Below are 20,695 nucleotides of genomic sequence, written 5' to 3' on the forward strand. Positions count from 1 at the left end.
ACGCTCGGGCTGCTCCTCCGCGACGAAGTCGGTGCCGTCGGGGATCACGGTCAGCTCCGCCCAGGGCAGCGCGGCCTCGACCACGTCGTTCATCCGGTCGAGCACGTCGTCGCCGCCGTGCAGCAGGAGCGTCGGGACGTCGGCCAGCCTCGCCGGGTCGAGCCGGTGCGCGAAGACCGCCCGGTAGGCGACCGCGTAGTCGGGGCCGACGCTGAGGTACTCGGCGACCTGCCGGCTGGCCGACGCGGCGCCGATGGTCGGGTAGAGGCGGCGCACGCGTTCCCAGATCACGGCCAGGTGCCCGCCGTCCTCGTCCAGCGTGTAACCCGGCGCGTAGGTCGCGGACTTCTCGGCCCGCTCCGCGTCCGAGTAGAGCGGAAGCCCCTGGAAGACCAGCCCGCGCACCCGCTCGGGCCGCAGCAGCGCCGCCTCGGCCGCGATCACCGCGCCGGTGTGCTGGCCGAGCAGGTGGACATCGGCCAGGCCGAGCGCGTCGGCGATCAGCCAGAGCGCCTCCGCGTACCGGGGGATCGACCACGCCTCGGGCGCCGGGTCGGACATCCCGAACCCCGGGGTGTCCACGGCGATCACCCGCACCCCGTGGGCGGCGAGCGGGCCGAGGGCGGGCTCGAACGTCGCCGACGACAGCGGGGACTGGTGCAGCATCAGCAGCACTGGCCCGTCGTCGGGGCCCGCGTGCCGGTGGTGGACCTGCCCCCATGGCAGGGTGACATAGCCGCGCTCGGCGGCGCCGCGCAGGTGCGTCACCTCGGGAACGGCGGCGGCCGTGGCGCTCATCGCCGCGCCTCCCCCGTGCTCCGGGCGTCGGCCGCTGTCGCCGCTGTCGCCGGTGCCGAGGCCATGGCGGCCATCACCTCGATGACGTGCTTGACGCCCATGCGGTAGTCCTCCAGCCTGATGTGCTCGTTGGGCCCGTCGATGCCCGCGTCCGCCCGTGAGACCCCGACGCCGACGATCGGCGGCCCGGCCAGCGCGCCCTGGTTGCCGATCCACTGGGTGTAGGGCTCCGCGACGGGCTCGGCGCCGTAGACCCGGCGGGCGGCGTCGGCGACCAGGGACACGAACGGGTCGCGGTGGTCGGTCAGATGGGGGCGGCTCGACGCCATCACCCGGACGTCCAGGTCGCCGAAGCCCGCGAGCCGCAGATGGTCGGTCAGCGCCGCGAGGACGCGGTCGGGGTCCTGCCCGGCGATCAGCCGGATCTCGATCTTGGCGGTGGCGGTGGCGGGCAGGCCGAGCGTGATGTCGTCCCGGTTGTCGCCGCCCTCGACGCCGGTGACGGTCAACGTGGGGCGGGTGCGGATCGCCACCGCGGCCCCGGGTGCGTCGAGGTCGCCGGTGAAACGTTCGACCCCGGCCCGTTCACGCAGGAACGCCGCGTCGAACGGCAACGCCCTCAGCAGCTCGGACTCCCGCTCCGTCGGCGGGCGGACGCCGTCGGCGAAGCCCTCGAAGGTGACGGTGCCGTCGGGGCGCTGGAGCGACGCGAGCGCCGCGGTCAGCCGCGCCGTCGCGGCGGGGAGCAGCGCGGCGTTCTGGCTGGTCAGCTCCCTGGCGAGGGTGCGCGCCTTGAGGCGCACATAGAGCACGCCCTTCTCGCCGAGCTTGAGCAGCGGGCGGCCCCGCTCGTCGAGCCAGGAGTTCTCCCACAGCGCGGCGTCGGCGGCGAGCCGCTCACGGTGCGCCTCGGCGAAGGAGGCGAGGCCCGGGCTGTGCAGCCACTTCTTGCCCTCCATGATGAACCGGCTGGTCACCGGGGGCCGCAGGCCCGCGAGCCGCCACGCGGCGGCGGCGTGCACCCGGGAGAGCAACGCGCCCTTGTCGTCGGCGACTCCGCGTGCGTAGAGCCGCCCCTCGTGGATCTCGGCGGCGTAGGGCGGGCTGATCCAGGCGTCGTCGTCGCCGGTCGGCTCGACCTCGACGTCGTAGTGGTTGAAGTGCAGCAGGGCGCGTTCGCCGCCGTCGATCTCGCCCAGGACATAGGGGTGCGAGTCCTGCCAGGGGATCACCTCGGCGCTGCCGCCCCAGCGGCGCAGCGACGCGGCCAGGAAGTCGGCGGTCTCCGCCATCTTCTCCGGCTCCTGGCGTCGGCTGCGGATGCGGCACAGGGCCCGCAACTCCTCGACAAAGGTGTCGAAATGGGTGTCCACCGCGTCGAGCGCCGCGGAGGGGTCCGGCTGGGGCATGGTCGTCGTTCTCCTTCACTCACCGGCCGCCGCCGGTCGTCCGTCGTGGGTCCCGATGGGTCCCGATCCGCTAGTGGATGACCGCGCCGCCGTCCACGAAGAGGGTGTGGCCCGTGGTCATCGCCGCGGCCGGGCTGAGCAGGTAGGCCACGGCGTTCGCCACGTCCGCCGTCCCCGCCATCCGCCCGAGCGGGATCGAGGCGAGCTTGTCCCGCACATAGGCGGCGTCGGCCCTGACGTCCTCGGTCATCGCGGTCCTGACGATGGTGGGCGCCACCGCGTTGACCCGGATGCCGTCCGGCGCCCACTCCAGGGCCAGGACCCGGGCCATGTGCATGACCGCCGCCTTGCTGAGGCAGTAGCCGAGGGTGTCCGGCACGGCGATGTGGCCGTTGGTCGAGCCCAGGTTCACCACGCTCGCCCCGCCGCTCGCGCGCAGCGCCGGGTGGGCGGCGCGGGTGACGCGGAACGTCCCGGTGAGGTTGACGTCGACGACCTCGGCGAAGTCCTCGTCCGTCATGGCGGCCGCGGGGCCCCGGCGGACCACGCCAGCGTTGTTCACCAGGTGGTCGAGGCGCCCGTGCGCGGCCAGCACCTCGGCCACCAACTCCGCGCAGGAATCGGCCGATCGGATGTCCACCCGGTGCCGGGTGTGGCCCTCGCCCGGCGGCGGCTCGGCCTCCCAGCCCGAGGGGCCCGCCGGGCCCGCCGGGTCGGCGAGGTCGGCCGCCGCGACGCGGCAGCCGAGCGCCGCGAGGCGGGCCACCACGGCGGCGCCGATGCCCCGCGCCGCCCCGGTGACCAGGGCCACGCGCCCGTCGAGGCGGTAGGGGTCGGCCGCGCCGGTGGAGCCGCCGGTCACGAGGCCACCACGGTGTTCTGCTGCGCCCAGAACGCCACGCGCTTCTGGATGGAGCGGATCACGAAGTGCGCCAGCAGGCCGAGCGCGGAGAGCACGAGCAGCACCGCGAACATCCCGGCGATGTCGAAGTTGTAGTTGGTCTGGAGCAGCAGATAACCCAGGCCCTCCTTGGCGCCGATGAACTCGCCGACCACCGCGCCCAGGATCGCGAACACGATCCCGATGTCGAGCCCGGCGAAGATGAACGGCAGCGCCGTGGGGAACTGCACCATCCGGAACACCTGCCAGCGGCTGGCGCGGAACGCCTTCAGCATCTGGACGCGGTCGGCGTCCGCGGAGCGCAGCCCCTCGATGACGTTGACGAGCATCGGGAAGAAGGAGATGACCGCGGCCATCACCACCTTGCTGGTCATGCCGAAGCCGAACCAGACGACGAACAGCGGCGCGAGCGCCACCTTGGGAACGGTCTGGAACGCCACGATGTACGGCATCAGGGTGCGCTCGACCAGCCGCACCTGGCTGATCGCGGTGCCGAGCACCAGCGCGGCGCCCACCCCGAAGACGAAGCCGAGCAGCGCCTCCTGCACGGTGACCTGGAGGTGCCCCCAGAAGAGGTCGTCGGTCAGCTGCCGCCACAGCGCGTCGGCGATCTGGGAGGGCTTGGGCAGGACGTACTCGTCGATGCCCATGGGCCTGATGGCGTACTCCCAGAACAGCATGACGGCCACGAACACGCCGGGGACCAGCAGGAGTTCGGGGCGTTCACGCGGGTCGGGGACGCGCAGCCGGGCGCGCCGGGCGCCGGTGGGCGCGTCGGGCGCGGGGCCGCCGACCGGGACGTCGGTCTTGTGCGTGGTCATCCTGGCCTCCTCAGCCGATGACGCCGGTGGCCTGGAAGTGCCGCCGGATGCGGTCGGTGTAGACCCCGGCCCGGTCCGACGACATGACGCCCAGGTCGCGGGGGCGATCGAGGGTGATGTCGACGATCTCGGCGATGCGCCCCGGCCTCGGGGTCATCACGACGACCCGGTCGGACAGGAACACGGCCTCCGGTATGGAGTGCGTGACGAAGACGATGGTCTGGCCGCTCTCCCGCCAGATGCGCAGGAGTTCGACGTTCATGTACTCGCGCGTCATGGCGTCGAGGGCGCCGAACGGCTCGTCCATGAGCAGCACCGCGGGGTCGTGCACCAGCGCCCGGCAGATGCCGGCCCGCTGCTGCATCCCGCCGCTCAGCTCGTGCGGGTACTTGTCGGCGAAGTCCTGGAGGCCGACCATCTCGAGCAGCTCGCGGGCCCGTTCGCGGTGGCGGGCCCGGTCGAGGCGCTGGATCTCGACCGGGACCATGACGTTCTGGAGGATCGTGCGCCAGGGGAGCAGCGTGGCGGCCTGGAAGACCATGCCGATCTCCGCCATGGGCCCGGCCACCTCGTGCCCTGCCACCTTGACCGTCCCCGAGGTCTTGGGGAGCAGCCCGGCCAGGATCTTCAGCAGGGTCGTCTTGCCGCAGCCCGAGGGGCCCACGATGGAGACGAACTCCCCACGGCGCACCTGGAAGTCGATGTCCGACAGGGCGTGCGTGGGCGCCGACTTGCGGGGCCGGTACAGCTTCTCGAGGCCTGCCACCTCGATCCAGGAGGCCGCGTCCGCCGTGGTCGGGGCGGCCGGTGCGGTCGCCGGCCGGTGGCGTCCCAGGGTTCTGATGCCCATGCTGGCTTCCTTTGCTGCTGCGGTCGTGTGATGGGGTGGGGGCCGCGCGGGTGCCGTGGTGGTGCGGGTCGTGGCGCTCAGTCCGCGGACTCGCGGGCGAGGGTGACGACGGCGGCCGGGTCGAAGTCGTTGGCCTCGGCGAGGAGGCTGCCGTCCCAGACGTCGTCGATCTCGACGTCCTCGCTGATCTGGCCCGACTCCCGGGCGAAGTCGACGGTCTTGGTCCACTCCTCCTCACTGATCGCGCCCCAGTCGGCGAAGTCCTCGGGCTCGCCGGTGGCCGGGGTGGCGGACGCCATCCAGGTGGCGAACGTCCTGGCGTCGTCCTCGATGCGCTCGTCGGGGTCGGCCCCCGCCAGCATCTGGGGGAAGACGGCGTAGCCGTCGCGGACCGCGGCCTCGGGGTTCACGGCGGAGAAGAGCATCGACCGGTAGGAGGCCCGCAGGAAGCGGACCAGCTCGTCGCGGCGGCTCTCCAGGGCGTCCTCGCGGACGGCGAACGTGATGGAGCGGATGCCGTCGAACTCCTCGGGGTTGTCGAGGTAGCGGTAGGTCGTGCCGGTGTTCTCGATGGTGGTGTAGGCCTGCGTGTAGAGGGCCAGCACGTCGACCTGGCCGTCGGCCAGCGCGGTCGCGGCCTGCGCGCCCACCCCGACCGGCAGCAGCTCGACGTCCCGCTCGGGGTCGAGGCCCGCGTTGGCGACGAGGCTGCGCGCGTACATCGCGGAGCCCGAGGCCAGGCTGATCACGCCGATCCGCTTGCCCTCCAGGTCGGCGGCGGAGGCGATGTCGCTCTCCGGCGGAACGGCCATCACCCAGGGCCAGTTCTGCACCAGGCCGCCGATCGCCACGACGGGGACGCCGCTCTCGCGGGCGGCGAGGATCGCCCCGGCGTCGGCGGCCGTGATGTCCGCGCTGCCCGAGGCGACCGCCTGGAGGGCGGCGACCGAGCCGTCGGCGTTGGAGGTGGAGATCTCGATCCGCTCCTCATCGAGGAAGCCCTGCTCCTGGCCGACCGCGTAGGTGGCCACCTCCTCCTTGGGCCCGATGACGGCGGAGGCGATGGCGAACTCGAAGCTCGCCGTGCCGTCGTCGCCCTCCGAGCCGCCGCCGCCCTCGTCGCTTCCGCAGGCGGTGGTGGCCGCGAGGGCCGTCAGCAGGGCCGCGGTGCAGCCGAGTCTGAGAATCTGTTTCATGTTCGACACCTCGTTCGGGGAAGGTCGTTGTAGACGTGCTGTTCGTGGATGAGGCCGTCGCGCAGGACGAACACGTCCGCGTAGCGGATGCCGTCGAAGGGCCGGCCCGCCGGGTCCTCGCTGTGGAGGGTGCCGAGGGAGACGACGGTGACCGCGCCGGTCCCGTCCCCTTCCCCCTCGTCGGCGGTGCCGGTGAACCAGCGGTCGCGGCGCTTGCGCACCCAGCGGTAGGACGCGCGGGCGGCGGCGGCCATGGCGGCGGGGGAGGCGTGGCGTTCGCCGCCGGGGAACACCAGGGTCGCGTCGGGGGCGAGCAGCAGACCGGCCTCGTCGAGGCGGCGCTCCTCGCACAGCCGGAGATAGCGGTCCACCAGGGCGCGTGGATCGGTGGGCGCCTGGCGCCGCGGCCCTGCCGGCATCAGCCGGGCCGTCCCGCGAGAAGGGCCTCCCACTGGTCGCGCAGCGGGTGTTCGGCGGGACCGGCCTCGGCGAGGATGGCGATCAGGCGGCCGAGCATCGCGTCCCGCTGCCCGTCGAGCACCCGCTGCTCGGCGGCGTCGGGGGCGAACGCGTCCAACTCGCCGCCCTTGAGCGCGCCGTGCCGCACCAGCACCGCCTCGAGGGCGTGCACGCGCTGGGCGGTGACATGCAGGTCGGTGGAGAGCTGGAGGATCAGGTCGAGCAGCTTGCCGATGCGCGGGTCCTGGAAGTAGTCGTGTTCCGCGGTCATGGTCAACGGGCCCCCGTTCCCTCGGCGTTCGGCGCCGGGACGTTCGGCTTGGTCGCGGAGAGCACCGCCCAGGGGAAGTGCCACTCGGTCCGCTCGCCCCAGCCGTCGGGGCGCACGCCGTCGCGGCGCTCGTCGAAGGGGGTCCACGAGGTGTCGGTCAGGCCCGCCTCATGGCACATCGCGAGGGTGTCGGAGCCGAACAGGTCGTGGAAGAACGGCTCGTTGTTCCGCTCGGCGTGCTCGATGATGGTCGCGTCGCGGAACGGGTCGCCGGTGGCCTGGAACTCGAGGAAGCGCAGCGCGCCGCCGGGCCGCAGCAGCCGGGCCGCCTCCGCGAGGGTCTCGCGCATGGCCTCCGCGGGCATCTCGTGGAGCACCATCGTGCCGGTGACCAGGTCGCACGAGCCGGACTCCAGGCCGGTCGCGCGGCCGTCGGCCTGGCGGTAGGCGATGGCGATGCCCTCGGCCTCGGCCTCCGCGTGCGCCAGGCTCAGCCCGGGCGCGGCCAGGTCGACACCGATGACCTCGGCGTCGGGGTAGCGGCCCGCGAGCGGCCTGGTGCTCTTGCCGAAGCCGCAGCCGATGTCCACGACCCGGCGAGCCCCCGGGAGTTCGGGCAGGGCTGTCGAGGTGAACAGCGTGTGGAACTTGTAGCCGTCGTTGTCCCGCAGCATCACGATGCGGGCGCCGAACTCGTAGACGTAGGCGGACATGGCGTCCGAGTAGAAGCTGCCGGGCTGGATGTGGATGTCGTAGTCCGTGTACCAGGACGGCAGGGGCAGCCCGGGGTCGAGCGTCAGGCTGCCGCCCGCGCCCTCGGGGGCCGTCTCGAGCTGGGCGGTCAGGGTCTCGCGGCGGCTGAGCACCGCGTCGCCCGCGGCCCGCCAGAGCATCTTCTGCTGGACCCGCTCCAGGTGGCTGAACCACGGGTAGAGGGAGAGGCCGCGCAGCTGCTCGGTCGCCTCGTCGACGGTGGTGGCCCGCCGCCCCCCGGCGGCGTGCTCGCGGACCAGGGCGGGGTAGACGGTGGCCGACCACTGCTTGCGCAGGCCGAGGATGTAGTCGGTGCGGGAGCGTTCGTCGAGGGTGAGCTGGTCCTCGATGTCGATCATGACAACTCCTTGGTGCTGATCCTGGTGAGGGACGCGGCGGCGCGCTGCCGCGGCTGCGCGGCGACGCCGTCGGAGGTGACGTGTCGGGCCCTGCGGGCGGGCGTCTCGTGGTGCTGCGGTCTTCTCAGGCCGGTGTGGTGTCCACCGTGGCGGCGAGGGTCCGCGCCGCGGCCACGGTGGAGTCGAGGAACGTTCCGGCCATGCGCCCCTCGTAGACCGCTTCGAGCGCGGTCCTGGGGGAGTTGGCGTCGCCGACCACGTGCACGGGGGGTGCCCCCCGCACGCCGTCGAGGGCGCGGTAGAGCCGGTCGTCGGCGGACGGCAGTCCGGCGTCGACCACGGCGGTGACGCCGGTCAGGTCCTCGGTGTCACCGGCGAGGGTGTCGCGCAGGGTGACCCGGTCCCCTGACGCGTCGACGACGGCGCGCATGAGGTGGACCTTGACGTCGAGTTCGCTCAGCCGCTGGAGCAGGCCGAGCCTGGAGTAGGTCGTGATGCGGGGGAAGAGACCGGCCAGGGGGGTGACCAGGTGAACGGTGGCGCCGCGGCGGGCGAGCCGCTCGGTGAGCGAGGCCGCGGGCCAGCCGCCCACGTCGTCCCGCACGAGGACGACCGAGCCGGTCGGCGCGGGCCCTCCCCCCGCCAGTTCGCCCACCGCTTCGGCGAGGTCGAACACCCGGGGCCCGCCGGGGAGTTCGCGCCGCCGTGGGAGGGATCCCGTGGCCACGAGCACGGCGTCGAAGCCGTCGTGGCGCCCGCCGGGCAGCACGTCGGCCGCGGTGATCCGTTCGCCCGTCATGACGGTGATCCCGGCCGCGGTGACGTCGCGGACGAGCTCGTCGGTGAGCAGCCCAAGCCGCTCGCGGCCCGGCACGGTGGCGGCCGACGCGAGCTGCCCGCCGAGCCGTTCACCCGCCTCGGCCAGGGTGGCCAGGTGCCCGGCCCGGTGCGCGGAGAGCGCCGCCTCGAGACCGGCGGGGCCGCCGCCGACCACGAGGACCCGGCGCGGGGCGGGGCGGTGGGCGCCGCGGGTCGCCGCCCACTCGCGCTCGGCGCCGACCTCGGGGTTGACCACGCAGGAGATCGGCAGGTCGGACTCGAGGCGGCCGACGCACCCCTGGTTGCAGGCCAGGCACGAACGGATCTCGTGCGCCCGGCCGTCGAGCGTCTTGCGGACCAGGTGGGGGTCGGCGATGTGCGGGCGGGCGAGGCCGACCAGGTCGGCGTGCCCTTCCCTGATCAGCTCGGCCGATTCGGCGAGGCTGTCGAGGCGGCACACGGCCAGCACCGGAAGCGTGGGGAACTCCCGCTTGAACAGGGCCGCGTGACGGCGGAACGGGGCGTGTCCGAAGCTCATGTCCGCCATCTGCGTCGCCAGCGAGTGGCTGCCGTGGTAGGCGGAGTGGCTGACGTGCACATAGGCGAGCGCGTGGTCGGCGCGCAGCGCGGCGACGATCGCCAGGACGTCGTCGGGGCCGAGCCCGCCAGGCACGAACTCGTCGGCGCTGACCCGGATGCCGAGCGGCAGCGCGGGGGCGCCACGGGTGACCGCGGCGAGCACCTCGCGGGCGAGGCGGAGCCGGTTCTCCGGGGTGCCGCCGTAGCGGTCGGCGCGCCGGTTGGTGAACGGCGAGAGAAACTGCTGGATCAGATGCCCGTGCCCGAGGTGGACCTCGATGCCGTCGAAGCCCGCCTCGGCCATGCGGCGGGCCGCGGCGCCGAACGCGTCGACGATGACCGCGATGTCGCTCGGGCCCATGACATGGGGCACGGCGGCGCCCGATGACCATGGGACCTCGGTCGGCGCCCAGGCGGCGGTGCGTGTGGCGTCACCGTTGGCCTGCCGCCCCGCGTGCATCAACTGAGCGAAGACGCGGGCCCCTTGGGCGTGCACGGCCTCGGTCACCGCGGCATAGGCGGGGACGCAGCCGTCGTCGAAGCAGCCGAGGCTGATGTGCCGCCCCGCGCTGGTCGGGTGCACCCTGACGGCCTCGGTGACGATCAACCCGACGCCGCCCCGCGCGCGTTCGGCGTGGTAGTCGACATGGCGCCGGGTGGGCCGGTTGGCATGGCCGAAATTGGTGGTGTGGGCGGGCACGACGACCCGGTTGCGCAGCTCGACCCCGGACAGGGAGAACGGCGTGAAAAGGCCAGATATATCCGTGCCTTCCATCGCGCCTCCTCGTTCGGTGCGCCCGTCGACCCCGTCACGATTGTTCCGGTGAGCGATACGGCGTTCGTGTTGTCGGAACAGTAGGGAGCGTTGTGGCGCCCGGTCAATGGGTTGCGCCAAAGAATCTGGCCACCGATCCGTGGCCGTTCGCCGGGTTGTAGGCAATCCCGTCGGGGCACTGCCGCGGCGCGCGCCGGGGGCGCGCCGCCGACGCGGGCACGCGGATGACGTGCCCGTTTCCCCGGGGTGTCGCGCCCGCTTCCCGTCGCGGGCGGTGAAAAGGCGGGCCCTGCCGCGGCGTCGGGCCAGGCGTCAGGTGACCGGCAGGCGGGCGCAGTGGCGGCAGGCGCGGGCCGAGGCCGCCACCGCGGCGTGCGAGGCGGCGGCGAGCGCGCCCGCGCACACCAACAGCGGCCAGTCGGTGGCCAGGGCGGCGGCGGTGACGAGCGCGAGCGCCGCGCCTGCCATGGCGCCGCTCGCGGTGGTCCCGGCCCAGGCGACCACGAGGGGCAGCCCGCGCGGGGTGGGCAGCCGCCGCGCGAGGGTGCCGGTGGCGGCGAGCGCCACGGCGGCGAACAGCGCGGCGAAGGTCGCGACCCCGGCCAGGTGGACGGCCACCAGCTGGGCCGTGCGCGGCAGCTGCCAGGCCTGGCCCTGGTCGATGCTCCCCGCCAGGTACCAGCAGGCCACCAGGAACGGCGAGGTGAGGGCGACGGTCCGCGCGGTGTGCCGCGCCTGGGCGATGGTCAACTCCCGCTGACAGCTGGGGACAAGATCGTCGACCGTCCCGAACTCCCGCACCGCGAGGCGGGCGGCGCGCTGCCGGGGCACGCCGTCGGCGGCGTGCGCCGCGGCCGTGTCCATGAGGCCGTCGCGGATCTCGCCGATCAGCCGGGACTTGGCCCTCGCGGGCCCGTGCAGGGCGGCCGACAGGGCCGCCACATGCTCATCGATCACATCGGCGCGCGGGCCCGCGGCGCTCATGGAGCCAGCCCTGGCGGCGGAACGGCGGGGTTGACGGCGGGGTTGAGGACCGAGCCGATCGCCGCGGTGAACTCGCTCCACGCCGTCCGCTCACCGGCGAGCGTGTGCCGCCCCGCGTCGGTCAACGCGTAGCAGCGCCGCCGCCGTTCGCCGACGGACTGCCAGCTGCTGCTCAGCAGCCCGAGCCGCTCGAGGCGGTTGAGCGCGGGATAGATCGTGCCCGTGCGCAGCTCGAGAACGCCGCCGCTGCGGCGTTGCACCGCGGCGATGATCGCGTAGCCGTGCAGCGGCCCCTCCTCGAGCACGGCGAGCAGCAACCCGTCCAGGTGCCCGCGCACCACGTCCGCCTTCATGGGAGGCAGCCTACCTCCTGTATGAGTAGGCAGTGTATATATAGGCAGCCAATGCATCCGTTGTCCCGACCGAACCGAACCGCACCGAAGGAACTCCCGGTGACCAAGCTGCTGTTGTCCCTGCATGTCCTCGCGGCGATCCTGGCGGTGGGATCGATCACCGTGGCCGCCTCGATGTTTCCGCGCCACGCGCTGCGGGCGCTCGACGGCGGGGAGCGGGAGGGCGGCCAGGACGAAGGACAGGGGACCGGCGTCGCCGCGCTCCTGCACCGGATATGCCGCGGCTACGCCGTCGCGGGCGTCACCGTGCCGGTGTTCGGGGTGGCCACGGGCGCCGCGCTCGGCGTCCTGACCGACGCCTGGCTGATCGCGTCGCTCGTGCTGACCGCCGCGGCCGCGGCCCTCCTCGCGCTGGCCATCCTGCCCGGCCAACGCCGCCTGCTCGCCCTCGCCGGGCACGCGCCCGACCCGGCCGCGGCGCGCCCCATGGCGGCCCGGCTGACCATGCTCACCGGCGTCTTCAACGTCCTCTGGGCGATCGTCGTCGTCCTGATGATCGTCCGCCCCGGCTCCACCACGGGCGCATGAGCGCGCGGCGGACCCCGCGCCCCGCACCAGGAAGGCCGCCCCGATGGATCCGATGAATCCGATGGACAGCGCCCACCGCGAACTCCCCTCCCCCGCCCTGCGGCGCCCGCACGACGCGATCGTCGGCCGGGCCCCGGCCAAGCCGCACAAGGCCCCGCCGTTCACCGTGCCATGGCGGGCCGGTCCGGCAGGCGACGGGGGAAGTCCGGCCCCACCGGGGGCAGTTGATGCCCCACCCGCCCTCGTGGAACGACCACGAGGGCTACCGGCCGAGGCGTGAGCGCGGCTCGCCCCGCGGGGGTCTCGGCATCAGGGCCGCTTCAGGGCCGCGGCCAGCGCGTCGAGGTGGGTGGACACCGGGCCCAGGGTGAGCAGGCCGCTCTGGGCGCCGCCCCACTCGGCCGCGGCGGGCTCGAGGTGGGTGAACGCCCGCCGCATCGTCCGGCGTTCGCCCACCCGCAGCGCGGCCCTGGCCAGCAGGCACCACAGCGCCTCGAAGAGCAGGTCGCGCGGCGGCGAGGCGATGTCCCGCAGCGCGGCGCGGGCCTCCTCCCGAGCCTCCTCGCGATCGCCCAGGTACGCGAGCAGGACGGGGCGCGCCCAGGGCTCGTAGGGGCCCCAGTCGGTCGCCCCTTCCCGGCGGTCGACGAGGTCGATGAGGCCCACGAGGTCGGCGCGGTCGTGGCGGACGTACAGGCACAGGCGCGCCAGCGGCGGCAGGCCGCGTTCGAGCCCCGGCATGCCCGCCCCCTCCAGGAGGGCGGCGGCCTCCTCGTACGCGGCCTCGGCGTCGCCGAGCGGCCGGGTCAGGGAGACGCGCAGCGCGCGGTACCACGTGGTGAAGACGGACACCAGCGGCAGCTCGTGCCGCCCGGCCAGCTCGTCCGCGGCCGCCGCCTGCCGGTCGGCGCCTGCGAAGTCGCCGACGGCGCAACGGGACTGGAGCCGGACGAGGTGGCCGAGGACCTGGTGGGTGACGAGGTTGGTCGGCGTGGCCAGGGAGACGAGCTCGGCGCCGATCGCGTCGCGCTCGGGCGCGAGACCCGCGCTGGCGAAGGTCTGCATGTAGACGCCGTTGAGGGCGAACGCCAGCAGGGCCGCGTCGTTGAGGCGCCTGGCGATCCGCTCGGCCTGGCGGGCCGCCTGGAGCGGGCGGGCGTCGCCCCCGGCTCCCGGCTCGGTGGGCAGCGCCCCACGGGATTCGACGGCGATGGTCGCGAGCAGCCGGGCGCGCGCGGCGTCGTGCCGCTCGGCGGGCAGCAGCCGCAGCGTCCGCTCGGCCACGTCGACCAGCCGACGGGCCTCGGCGGGCTCGTCGGAGCGGGTCCAGTTCGCGGGCACGTCGTAGAGGCCGATGACGCGGGCGGTCAGCTCGGGGTCGCCCAGCCGGTCCGCCGCCGCCACGGCCGCCGCGCGATGGCGGCGGGCCGCCGTCAGCCCGCCGCCCCCGGTGACCGCGAGGTCACGCATGAGGGCGGCCGTGGACTCGAGCCGCGTCCTGGCGTGCGAGGGAACGGCGTTCTCGTACGCCGCCGTCGCCAGCGCCCACACCTGCGAGGCCGCGCCGCCGGGCCCCGGGTCGAGGTGGTCGGCCTGGCGCAGGATGTCGGCCTCGAGGCGGCGCAGCGCCGGGCCAGGGTCGATGCCAAGCTGCTCGCCCAGCGTGCGCCTGGCCCCGCGGAGCACCGCGAGCGCGTCGGCCTGCCGCCCCGAGCGGTAGAGGGCGAGCGCGAGAAGGTGCCAGCCGCCCTCGCGCCACGGGTGTTCGGCGACGTACCCGTCGAGGTCCGCCGCGGCCTCGTCGGCGGCGCCCACCGCGATCCGCGCCTCGGCGAGGCGTTCCACGGCGCGCAGCCGCAGCTCGGCGAGGCGCGCGCACTCGGCGCGGGCCCATGGCTCGTCCGCGAAGTCGGCGTACGCGGGGCCGCGCCAGGAATCAAGGGCGTCGGCCAGCCGCTCCACGAGCCGCGGGGGAGTGAGCGCCGGGGCGGAGCGCACCGCGTCGTCGAAGCGCCAGGCGTCCACCCGGTCGGGCGCGGGGCGCAGGGCGTAGCCGGGGCCCTCGGTGACCAGGAGCCGGGAGGGCGCGCGGGGCGGCCGGTCGGGCTCGATGGCGCGGCGCAGACCGGCGACGAACGTGCGGATCGCGCCGACCGCGTCCGCCGGCGGCTCGGGCCACAGGTCCCGCACCAGCCGTGCGACGGGAACGACGCGGCGGCGGGCCACGAGGAGCCGGGCCAGCACGGCGCGGTGCCGTGGCCCCTTCAGGGGGAGAGGCTCGCCGGTCGGGCCCCAGGCGATCACCGGGCCGAGGACCCCGAAGTCCACGTCCACGTCCGCGCCCACCGCACCGCCCGTCCTTTCCCCCCGCCCGCGCCGCCCGTTCCCCGGCCCGGGCTCAAGCTATCGCGCGCTCATCGGTTGCTCATCCCGGGCGCCGAGCCTGGGGGCGTCCACGCACGACACGAACGACGGCATCGAAACGAGCATCGACATGGGTTCAGCCACGGCACCGACCATCCCCGGATTCGACCACGTCCGCGTCGAGGTGGCCGAGGGCGTCCGCCTCGCCACCGCCGTCGGCGGCAGCGGCCCCCCGGTCGTCCTGCTGCACGGCTTCCCGCAGACCCACCTGATGTGGCGGCACGTCGCGGCCGACCTGGCCCGGGACCACACGGTGATCTGCCCCGACCTGCGCGGCTACGGCGCCAGCGACAAGCCCGACGAGACCGGCCCCGACACCTATGCGAAACGGACCATGGCCCAGGACGTCGTGACCCTGGCCGGGCACCTGGGCCACGAGCGGTTCGCCCTCGCGGGCCACGACAGGGGAGCCCTGGTGGCGTTCAGGGCGGGCCTCGACCACCCGGGGACGATCACCCACCTGGCGTGCCTCGACGTGCTGCCGACGCTCGACATGTGGGAGGCCCTGCACGGCACGGGCGCGGCCGTCGGATTCCACCTCTACCTCATGGCCCAGCCGCCCGGGCTGCCCGAGCGGATGATCGAGGCGAGCGCCGACGCGTTCTTCGGCCACTTCATCGACCTGTGGGCCAACGGCCCCGAGGCGATCCCCGACGAGGTGCGCGCCGCCTATCTGCGGGCCTGCCGCGACGCGGTGCCGTCGATCGTCGCCGACTACCGCGCGTCCGCGGGCATCGACCTGGCGCACGACCTGGCCGACCGCGCGGCGGGCCACCGGCTGGCCATGCCCGTGACCGTGCTCCAGCAGGACTGGGGCGCGGCGCTCGGCTACGACGCCGCGGCCCTGTGGGGCGCGTGGGCGAAGGACCTCAGGCACTCCACCGTCTCGTGCGGCCACTTCATGGCCGAGGAGGACCCGGCCACCGTCACCGAGAGCCTGCGCGCGCTGCTGGCCAGGTGACGCCACCACCCCGCGGGGCCCATGGGCCCCGCGGGGCTCAGGCGCCGATGATCCTGTGCACCAGCTCCGGGGTCCACTCGACGTACTCGACGCCCGCCCCGTCCGCGTGGCGGGCGTAGAGGAACCGGCCCGTCGGCCCCTCGGTCACGGGGGTGGTGAGGGTGGCGCCCGCGGACTCGAGCGTCGCGCCGAGGGCCTTGAGATCGTCGACCACGACGGTGGCCGAGGCGTGCCGGTACTTCGCGCGCTCCTCGGCCGGGCCCGCGATGACCAGGAAGTCGCCGATCGCGGCGAGGCCGATCGCCTCGAACGACAGCCGCAGGTGGGGCTGCTCGCCGGTGAGCCGCTCCAGGAGCGGCAGCGCGCCGTCGAGGTCGTCGGTCCACAGGCGTGCGTAGGTCTTCAGGATGGTCATGACGGCGCTCCCAGGCTCTCAGGCTCTCCGCGGTCTCTTCCGGTTACTGGGGAACCGTAGGTGAGTATGCTCTGACCTGGAAGAACGCACTTTTCCGTGAGAGAGGCACCTGATGGAAACCGAGCAGATCGGGCGCGCGCCCGAGGACGCGGACGTGTTGCGCGCGCACTCCCTGGCGCGCGAGATCTTCTCGGGGGTGGCCAACAAGTGGGCGCTGCTGATCATCAACGTCCTGGGCACGCGGACGCTGCGGTTCACCGAGCTGCGGACCGAGGTCGAGGGCATCAGCCACAAGATGCTCACGCAGACCCTGCGCGGCCTCGAACGGGACGGCGTCGTGCACAGGACCGTCCACGCGACGGTGCCGCCCCGCGTGGACTACCGCCTCACCGAGGCGGGCGAGGCCCTGCGCGCCACGGTCAACGGCATGTGCGCCTGGACCCGCCGCTACCTCGACGAGATCGAGGCGGCCCGCAGCCGCTTCGCGGCACGGAACGGCGACACCCCCTGACACCCCGTCGCGCACGGTGGACCGATGATCATCTGGTTGAACGGCGCGTCCGCGGCGCCAGGGGCGTCGCCGATCAGGTGGTCGTTCACAGGGCGGCGAGAAAGCGCGCGAAGCGGTCGACGCCGCTGTTGGCGGGGGTGAACCCCGGCTCGTCGACGGGGCGTGCCCACAGCGCTCCGGTGGCGCCGTCGAGGCACAGCTCGTCGCCGTAGCAGTGGCCGAGCAGCGCCCAGGGGCCGATGGAGTCGGGCAGGCCTGAGGGGAGGGCGTCCTCGGGGTCGTAGAGGAAGCCGGGCACCACGGGCAGCCCGGCCTCGCTCAGGAAGCGACGCGTTTCCGCGTGCGCGATCCGCCCCCGGGTGCGGCCCGGCGACCGCCGGGCCCCACCCGGGGGCACGGTCGTGGGTCAGGAGTGCGTCTTGGCCAGCAGGTCGAGGATTTCCTCGGTGGTGCCGGTCTCGGCGATGCGGGGGAAGACCTTCGCGACGCTGTTGTGGTGCGCGTCGGCGTCCAGGTCGGTCACCGCGTCCGTGGCCACCGTGACGTGGTAGCCGTGCTCGTGGGCGGTGCGGGCGGTGGACTCCACGCCCATGGTGGTCGCGGCGCCGGTCAGGACGATCTGGGTGATCCCCCTGCGGCGCAGCTGGAGTTCGAGGTCGGTGCCGTGGAACGCCGACCAGTTGCGCTTGGCGACCACGATGTCCTCGGGCTGTCCGGCGAGCGCGTCCACGATCCGGTCCCAGCCCTCGGGCCTGGTCGCGGCGTGGCGGGGGAGGTCGGTGCGGCCTGGCACGGCGTCGCCGCCGTCGGGGGCGAAGGTGAGGCGGACCAGCACGACGGGCAGGCCGCGGTCGCGGAAGGCGTCGGCGAGGCGCACCGTGCGGGCCAGGATGTCGGCGGTGGTGTGCGGTGCGCCCGACGCGGCCAGGACGCTGTTCTGGAGGTCGATGGCGACCAGGGCGGTCTTCGGGTCGAGGGCGGTGACGGCCATGACGGGGCCTCTCTCATGGGAAGGGAACGGGTAACGGGTCGAACGAGGTGGCGTACGCGGGTCGTTGGCGGCCGTGCGCCGCCACGGCGCGGCTCATGACTGCGCCACGGCGTCGAGCAGCTCCATGGCCGCGATGACGGCCTCGAGCTGCTCCCGCGTGCCGTGCTCCTGGAGGCTGCGGGCCAGCCATGCCTCGCGGGCCCGCCGGTCGTCGAGGCGTCGCTCGCGGCCGGTGCGGGTCAGCTCGATCAGCTGGCGGCGCCCGTCGTCGGGGTCGGGGTGCCGTTCGACGAGCCCGGCCTCCTCGAGGGCGGCGACGGTCCTGGCCATCGACTGCGGGCGGACCCGTTCGACGGACGCGAGGTCGCTCGCCGAGGCCGGGCCCGCCTTGTCGAGCCGCATCAGCACCGAAGCCTGGGCCGACGAGAGGCCCTTCGCCTCCTCCAGGGCGTTGATCCTGCGGCGGAGCCGGGTGAACACCACCCATACGTCGCCCGCCGCCCTGGCCGCCGTCCTGGAGATGTCAGGGGCGTGGTCGTTCATGCCCCCACGGTAGATCGACAGCCCAGGCTGTTCAATACGGGCTGTGCAGTCCGGGCTGCACAGCCCGGGCTGTCCATCGCCCGCCGGTCGGTTCGGGCGACGGCTTCGGTATCGTCGACGGCCAGGAGTGAGACCCGCGTGAACGCCGGGGGGCGCATGGTGATCAGGACGGTGTTCCGCGGCGAAGACCTGCCGCGGGCCGAGCGGTTGGCCGCCTTCGACGCGTTACAGGCGAAGAGCCCCCACTCGATGCGCTTCGGGTCGGAGCGCCCCGGGGAGTTCCTGGCCACGGCGCGGGAGCTGGAGCTCGGGGCGGTCAACGTCGTGGAGCTGACGTGCTCGACCGCCGATGTGTGGCGCACGCCGCGGCTGATCCGGGAGTCGGACCCCGAGCTGTACTCGGTCGTGTTCGCGCTGCGCGGCGAGGTCGCGGTGACCCAGGCGGACCGCGAAGCGGTGCTCGGCGGGCGCGACTTCGCGCTGTACGACAGCTCGCGCCCGTTCCGCATCCACATCGCCGCCGACCGGGACACCGCGACGCTGGTGCGCGCCCATGTGCCCAGGGCGCTGCTCCCGCTGCCCGAGGGCGACGCCGACCGGCTGCTCGCGGTGCCGCTGCCGGGGGAGGAGGGCGTGGGGGCGCTGTTCACGCGGTTCCTCGCGGGGCTGACCACGGGCGCCGACGCCTACCGCCCGGCCGATGTGCCCCGGCTCGGCACCATCGCCCTCGACCTGCTGACCGCGGCGCTCGCCCACCACGCCGAGGCCCAGGACGCGGTGCCGTCGGAGTCCCGGCAGGGCGCGCTCCTCGCGCGCATCCAGGCGTTCGTCCAACGGCACCTGCACGACCCGCGGTTGGCCCCCGGCGTGATCGCGGCCGCCCATCACATCTCGCTGAGCCAGCTGCACCGGGTCTTCCGGGCCCACGACACCACGGTCTCGGCCTGGATCCGCGGCCTGCGCCTCGAACGCGCCCGGCGCGACCTCGCCGACCCCGCGCTGCGGGCCGTGCCCGTCCACCGGATCGCGGCCCGCAGTGGGTTCAGGGACCACGCCACGTTCACGCGCGCCTTCCGCGCCGCCTACGGCGCGCCGCCCCGGGACTACCGGCACCGCGCCCTCGGCCTCCCGTCGGCCTGAGGCTCAGGCGCGAAAGCCGCCCCACTCCGGGCAGTTGTCGGGGCCCGGTGTTCCCGGGTGCTGGTCCCAGATGTTGCCGCGGGCGAATGTCCGCCCCTTCCGTCCTCGCATGTTCCGCTCCCCTTCGGATTCCTGGATTCCACTTCCTGGATTCGGCGACTGCGATGCGTCACCGGCCCTCCCGGGGCCGCCCCCGGGACCGACCCGTGACCGCACCGGAACGATCGTGGCACGCCGTCCGCGCGTGGCCTTGTCCCCGCGTGGCCACTCGCTTGACGCCGCGTCGCCGGTCATCCGGGCGGTGAGACCTCGCCGCCGAGACCGATCTCGTTGCCGTCGGCGTCGCGGAAGATCCACTTCCATACGTTCCCGTGCTTCTCCACGTCCACGGGGCGCGGCCCCCGTCCGGCGATCCGCTCGACCTCGGCGGCGGGGTCGTCCCGCCAGATCATGCACACCGCGCCACCGGCCCGCCCCGCGTCCTCGACGATGTACAGGTAGCGGTCCTCGGCCAACCGCCACACCGCCTCGACATCGTTGGGGTGGAAGGCGGGCTCGGCGCCCAGCAGCCGCTCGTACCACTCCAGCGCGCTCGCGTAGTCGCGCACCGGAACTCCCGCGAAGATTCCCACCGCCATGACCGCGTCCCCACTTTCTCGATGTCGACGTCGGCCACGGGGCCGCTCCCGTCGAGAGGCAGACCGCGGCCATCGGCGGAACTCATCTGTGCCCGCACGCGCAGTCGTCCGCCCCACCCGGTGGGGCGGCAAGCGCCGCCGCCGCGGGGGGCGTTGCACAACAGCCCTTGCCGCGCCAGGCGTCGACGCCCTCCCTGACCGCGAGGGCCGCGATGGCCAGCGCCGCGACGGGGTCGGCCCAGGCCCAGCCCAGGGTGGCGTTGGCGACCAGACCCACGAGCAGCACCGCGGAGAGGTAGGTGCACAGCAGCGTCTGCCGGGAGTCGGCGACGGCGGAGGCGGAGCCCAGCTCCCGCCCTGCCCTGCGCTGCGCCGCGGACAGGAAGGGCATCACGGCCAGGGACAGGGCGGCGAGCACGATCCCCGGCGGTGAGCCGTCCGCCTCGCCGCCGCCGGTCAGCGCCCTGACCGCGTCGACGGTGACATAGGCGGCGAGCGCGAAGAACGAGAGGGCGATGATCCGCAGGGCCCGCCGCTCCCTGGCCTCGCGCACGGCGTGGTCGCGCGCGGAGAACTGCCAGGCGACCGCGGCGGCCGACGAGACCTCCACCAGCGAGTCGAGGCCGAAGCCGATCAGCGCGGACGACGAGGCCACCGTTCCCGCGGTGATCGCCACCGCGGCCTCGACCAGGTTGTAGGCGATGGTCGCGGCGACCAGCAGCCGCACCCTGCGGGCGAGGGCTTCGCGGCGGGCCGGGCCTGGGCCCAGGGTCAGGGATATCCGCGCGGTCATGTCAGCGGTCAAGTCAGCAGCAGCCCTTCTCGTCGGCGTCCGGGCACGTGCGGTCCGCCTCGACGGCCACCACGGCGGTGCGCAGGTCGTCCAGCGCGTGGCCGAGCCGTTGGTCGGCGAGCTCGTACCGCGTGCGGCGGCCGACGGGCACGGCGACGACCAGGCCGCAGTCGCGCAGGCACGCCAAGTGGTTCGAGAGACGGGTCCTGGAGATCCCCAACTCCTCGGCCAGATCGGACGGATGAGCCGGGGCCTCGCGCAGGGCGAGCAGCAGGTGACAGCGGATCGGATCGGCCAGCGCGCGGCCGAACCGCGTGAGGATCTCGACCTCGGAAGCGATGGTGAGCACATCGGGAGATTAGTA

Annotated in this window: 23 protein-coding genes and 1 pseudogene; 4 read left to right on the top strand and 20 right to left on the bottom strand. The window is 74.1% G+C overall.

All coding sequences use genetic code 11. The annotated features are described in order from the left end of the window. From D7318_RS34730 to D7318_RS02495, 12 genes and pseudogenes are all read right to left on the bottom strand, one after another. A pseudogene (locus tag D7318_RS34730) lies at positions 1-798 on the bottom strand (alpha/beta fold hydrolase); the annotation flags it as partial. Further along, positions 795-2,207: a M20/M25/M40 family metallo-hydrolase gene (locus D7318_RS02445; protein WP_120695118.1), complete on the bottom strand. Its 1,413-nt coding sequence runs from the start codon at positions 2,205-2,207 to the stop codon at positions 795-797. The gene D7318_RS02445 and the pseudogene D7318_RS34730, both read right to left, overlap by 4 nt. A 70-nt stretch (positions 2,208-2,277) precedes the next feature. Continuing rightward, positions 2,278-3,069 carry an SDR family NAD(P)-dependent oxidoreductase gene (locus D7318_RS02450; RefSeq protein WP_120695119.1) on the bottom strand — a complete coding sequence of 264 codons (792 nt, stop codon included), beginning with the start codon at positions 3,067-3,069 and terminating at the stop codon, positions 2,278-2,280. Continuing rightward, the gene (locus D7318_RS02455) at positions 3,066-3,929 is read right to left on the bottom strand and encodes an ABC transporter permease (protein WP_120695120.1); all 864 of its coding nucleotides are present in this window, start codon (positions 3,927-3,929) and stop codon (positions 3,066-3,068) included. The genes D7318_RS02450 and D7318_RS02455 overlap by 4 nt, the downstream gene beginning before the upstream one ends. Before the next feature lie 10 nt (positions 3,930-3,939). Next, complete coding sequence (locus D7318_RS02460) at positions 3,940-4,779, bottom strand: ABC transporter ATP-binding protein (RefSeq protein WP_120695121.1); 840 nt, start codon at positions 4,777-4,779, stop codon at positions 3,940-3,942. A 77-nt stretch (positions 4,780-4,856) separates the two neighbouring features. Next, positions 4,857-5,975, bottom strand: coding sequence for an ABC transporter substrate-binding protein (locus D7318_RS02465; RefSeq protein WP_120695122.1), 1,119 nt, complete (start codon positions 5,973-5,975; stop codon positions 4,857-4,859). Further along, entirely contained in the window at positions 5,972-6,394 is a 423-nt protein-coding gene (locus D7318_RS02470) for a nuclear transport factor 2 family protein (RefSeq protein WP_120695123.1), read from the bottom strand. Before D7318_RS02470 ends, D7318_RS02465 begins: the two co-directional genes overlap by 4 nt. Beyond that, entirely contained in the window at positions 6,394-6,705 is a 312-nt protein-coding gene (locus D7318_RS02475) for a hypothetical protein (RefSeq protein ID WP_120695124.1), read from the bottom strand. Before D7318_RS02475 ends, D7318_RS02470 begins: the two co-directional genes overlap by 1 nt. Positions 6,706-6,707: 2 nt before the next feature. Further along, positions 6,708-7,817 carry a class I SAM-dependent methyltransferase gene (locus D7318_RS02480; RefSeq protein ID WP_120695125.1) on the bottom strand — a complete coding sequence of 370 codons (1,110 nt, stop codon included), beginning with the start codon at positions 7,815-7,817 and terminating at the stop codon, positions 6,708-6,710. A gap of 124 nt (positions 7,818-7,941) precedes the next feature. After that, entirely contained in the window at positions 7,942-9,990 is a 2,049-nt protein-coding gene (locus D7318_RS02485) for an oxidoreductase (protein WP_120695126.1), read from the bottom strand. A gap of 312 nt (positions 9,991-10,302) precedes the next feature. After that, positions 10,303-10,974, bottom strand: coding sequence for a permease prefix domain 1-containing protein (locus D7318_RS02490; RefSeq protein WP_120695127.1), 672 nt, complete (start codon positions 10,972-10,974; stop codon positions 10,303-10,305). After that, a complete protein-coding gene (locus D7318_RS02495; RefSeq protein WP_120695128.1) occupies positions 10,971-11,327 on the bottom strand; it encodes a PadR family transcriptional regulator in 357 nt (118 codons plus the stop codon). The genes D7318_RS02490 and D7318_RS02495 overlap by 4 nt, the downstream gene beginning before the upstream one ends. A gap of 99 nt (positions 11,328-11,426) precedes the next feature. Between D7318_RS02495 and D7318_RS02500 the strand changes: the two genes are divergently transcribed. Further along, on the top strand, positions 11,427-11,915 hold the full coding sequence (locus tag D7318_RS02500) for a hypothetical protein (RefSeq protein ID WP_120695129.1): 489 nt from the start codon (positions 11,427-11,429) through the stop codon (positions 11,913-11,915). A gap of 309 nt (positions 11,916-12,224) precedes the next feature. On the opposite strand, the gene D7318_RS02505 is transcribed toward D7318_RS02500, so the two are convergent. Beyond that, positions 12,225-14,261, bottom strand: a complete 2,037-nt coding sequence (locus tag D7318_RS02505) for an AfsR/SARP family transcriptional regulator (protein ID WP_408055435.1) — start codon at positions 14,259-14,261, stop codon at positions 12,225-12,227. A 148-nt stretch (positions 14,262-14,409) separates the two neighbouring features. Between D7318_RS02505 and D7318_RS02510 the strand changes: the two genes are divergently transcribed. Beyond that, positions 14,410-15,300, top strand: a complete 891-nt coding sequence (locus tag D7318_RS02510) for an alpha/beta fold hydrolase (protein ID WP_120695130.1) — start codon at positions 14,410-14,412, stop codon at positions 15,298-15,300. A 37-nt stretch (positions 15,301-15,337) separates the two neighbouring features. Here D7318_RS02510 and D7318_RS02515 read toward each other — a convergent pair whose 3' ends face one another. Then, positions 15,338-15,715 carry a VOC family protein gene (locus D7318_RS02515; RefSeq protein WP_120695131.1) on the bottom strand — a complete coding sequence of 126 codons (378 nt, stop codon included), beginning with the start codon at positions 15,713-15,715 and terminating at the stop codon, positions 15,338-15,340. 112 nt (positions 15,716-15,827) lie between these two features. On the opposite strand from D7318_RS02515, the gene D7318_RS02520 reads away from it, so the two are divergent. Beyond that, positions 15,828-16,226 (top strand): winged helix-turn-helix transcriptional regulator, encoded by a 399-nt coding sequence (locus D7318_RS02520; RefSeq protein ID WP_120695132.1) that lies wholly within the window; start codon positions 15,828-15,830, stop codon positions 16,224-16,226. Positions 16,227-16,311: 85 nt separating this feature from the next. On the opposite strand, the gene D7318_RS02525 is transcribed toward D7318_RS02520, so the two are convergent. The 3 genes from D7318_RS02525 to D7318_RS02535 form a co-directional block, all read right to left on the bottom strand. Continuing rightward, positions 16,312-16,623: an SUKH-4 family immunity protein gene (locus tag D7318_RS02525; RefSeq protein ID WP_120695133.1), complete on the bottom strand. Its 312-nt coding sequence runs from the start codon at positions 16,621-16,623 to the stop codon at positions 16,312-16,314. Positions 16,624-16,632: 9 nt separating this feature from the next. After that, positions 16,633-17,217: a hydrolase gene (locus D7318_RS02530; RefSeq protein WP_120695134.1), complete on the bottom strand. Its 585-nt coding sequence runs from the start codon at positions 17,215-17,217 to the stop codon at positions 16,633-16,635. A 93-nt stretch (positions 17,218-17,310) separates the two neighbouring features. Then, entirely contained in the window at positions 17,311-17,760 is a 450-nt protein-coding gene (locus tag D7318_RS02535) for a MarR family winged helix-turn-helix transcriptional regulator (protein ID WP_120695135.1), read from the bottom strand. Between the two features lie 138 nt (positions 17,761-17,898). On the opposite strand from D7318_RS02535, the gene D7318_RS02540 reads away from it, so the two are divergent. Continuing rightward, entirely contained in the window at positions 17,899-18,900 is a 1,002-nt protein-coding gene (locus D7318_RS02540) for an AraC-like ligand-binding domain-containing protein (protein WP_230423263.1), read from the top strand. A 290-nt stretch (positions 18,901-19,190) separates the two neighbouring features. Here D7318_RS02540 and D7318_RS02545 read toward each other — a convergent pair whose 3' ends face one another. The 3 genes from D7318_RS02545 to D7318_RS02555 form a co-directional block, all read right to left on the bottom strand. Then, positions 19,191-19,538, bottom strand: a complete 348-nt coding sequence (locus tag D7318_RS02545) for a VOC family protein (protein WP_120695136.1) — start codon at positions 19,536-19,538, stop codon at positions 19,191-19,193. A gap of 82 nt (positions 19,539-19,620) precedes the next feature. Continuing rightward, positions 19,621-20,331: a cation transporter gene (locus D7318_RS02550; protein WP_120695137.1), complete on the bottom strand. Its 711-nt coding sequence runs from the start codon at positions 20,329-20,331 to the stop codon at positions 19,621-19,623. A 13-nt stretch (positions 20,332-20,344) separates the two neighbouring features. Continuing rightward, entirely contained in the window at positions 20,345-20,680 is a 336-nt protein-coding gene (locus D7318_RS02555; RefSeq protein ID WP_120695138.1) for an ArsR/SmtB family transcription factor, read from the bottom strand. Positions 20,681-20,695: the final 15 nt, after the last annotated feature.

The sequence above is a fragment of the Streptomyces radicis genome (assembly GCF_003626575.1).
Lineage (GTDB): Bacteria > Actinomycetota > Actinomycetes > Streptomycetales > Streptomycetaceae > Streptomyces > Streptomyces radicis.

Bases quoted from the DNA above. Each gene is read 5' to 3' on its own strand.
- D7318_RS02470 (WP_120695123.1), bottom strand. From the start codon at position 6,394: ATGCCGGCAGGGCCGCGGCGCCAGGCGCCCACCGATCCACGCGCCCTG.
- D7318_RS02455 (WP_120695120.1), bottom strand. From the start codon at position 3,929: ATGACCACGCACAAGACCGACGTCCCGGTCGGCGGCCCCGCGCCCGAC.
- D7318_RS02550 (WP_120695137.1), bottom strand. From the start codon at position 20,331: ATGACCGCGCGGATATCCCTGACCCTGGGCCCAGGCCCGGCCCGCCGC.
- D7318_RS02515 (WP_120695131.1), bottom strand. From the start codon at position 15,715: ATGACCATCCTGAAGACCTACGCACGCCTGTGGACCGACGACCTCGAC.
- D7318_RS02510 (WP_120695130.1), top strand. From the start codon at position 14,410: ATGGGTTCAGCCACGGCACCGACCATCCCCGGATTCGACCACGTCCGC.
- D7318_RS02535 (WP_120695135.1), bottom strand. From the start codon at position 17,760: ATGAACGACCACGCCCCTGACATCTCCAGGACGGCGGCCAGGGCGGCG.
- D7318_RS02465 (WP_120695122.1), bottom strand. From the start codon at position 5,975: ATGAAACAGATTCTCAGACTCGGCTGCACCGCGGCCCTGCTGACGGCC.
- D7318_RS02445 (WP_120695118.1), bottom strand. From the start codon at position 2,207: ATGCCCCAGCCGGACCCCTCCGCGGCGCTCGACGCGGTGGACACCCAT.
- D7318_RS02530 (WP_120695134.1), bottom strand. From the start codon at position 17,217: ATGGCCGTCACCGCCCTCGACCCGAAGACCGCCCTGGTCGCCATCGAC.
- D7318_RS02475 (WP_120695124.1), bottom strand. From the start codon at position 6,705: ATGACCGCGGAACACGACTACTTCCAGGACCCGCGCATCGGCAAGCTG.
- D7318_RS02485 (WP_120695126.1), bottom strand. From the start codon at position 9,990: ATGGAAGGCACGGATATATCTGGCCTTTTCACGCCGTTCTCCCTGTCC.
- D7318_RS02520 (WP_120695132.1), top strand. From the start codon at position 15,828: ATGGAAACCGAGCAGATCGGGCGCGCGCCCGAGGACGCGGACGTGTTG.
- D7318_RS02545 (WP_120695136.1), bottom strand. From the start codon at position 19,538: ATGGCGGTGGGAATCTTCGCGGGAGTTCCGGTGCGCGACTACGCGAGC.
- D7318_RS02490 (WP_120695127.1), bottom strand. From the start codon at position 10,974: ATGAGCGCCGCGGGCCCGCGCGCCGATGTGATCGATGAGCATGTGGCG.
- D7318_RS02460 (WP_120695121.1), bottom strand. From the start codon at position 4,779: ATGGGCATCAGAACCCTGGGACGCCACCGGCCGGCGACCGCACCGGCC.
- D7318_RS02495 (WP_120695128.1), bottom strand. From the start codon at position 11,327: ATGAAGGCGGACGTGGTGCGCGGGCACCTGGACGGGTTGCTGCTCGCC.
- D7318_RS02480 (WP_120695125.1), bottom strand. From the start codon at position 7,817: ATGATCGACATCGAGGACCAGCTCACCCTCGACGAACGCTCCCGCACC.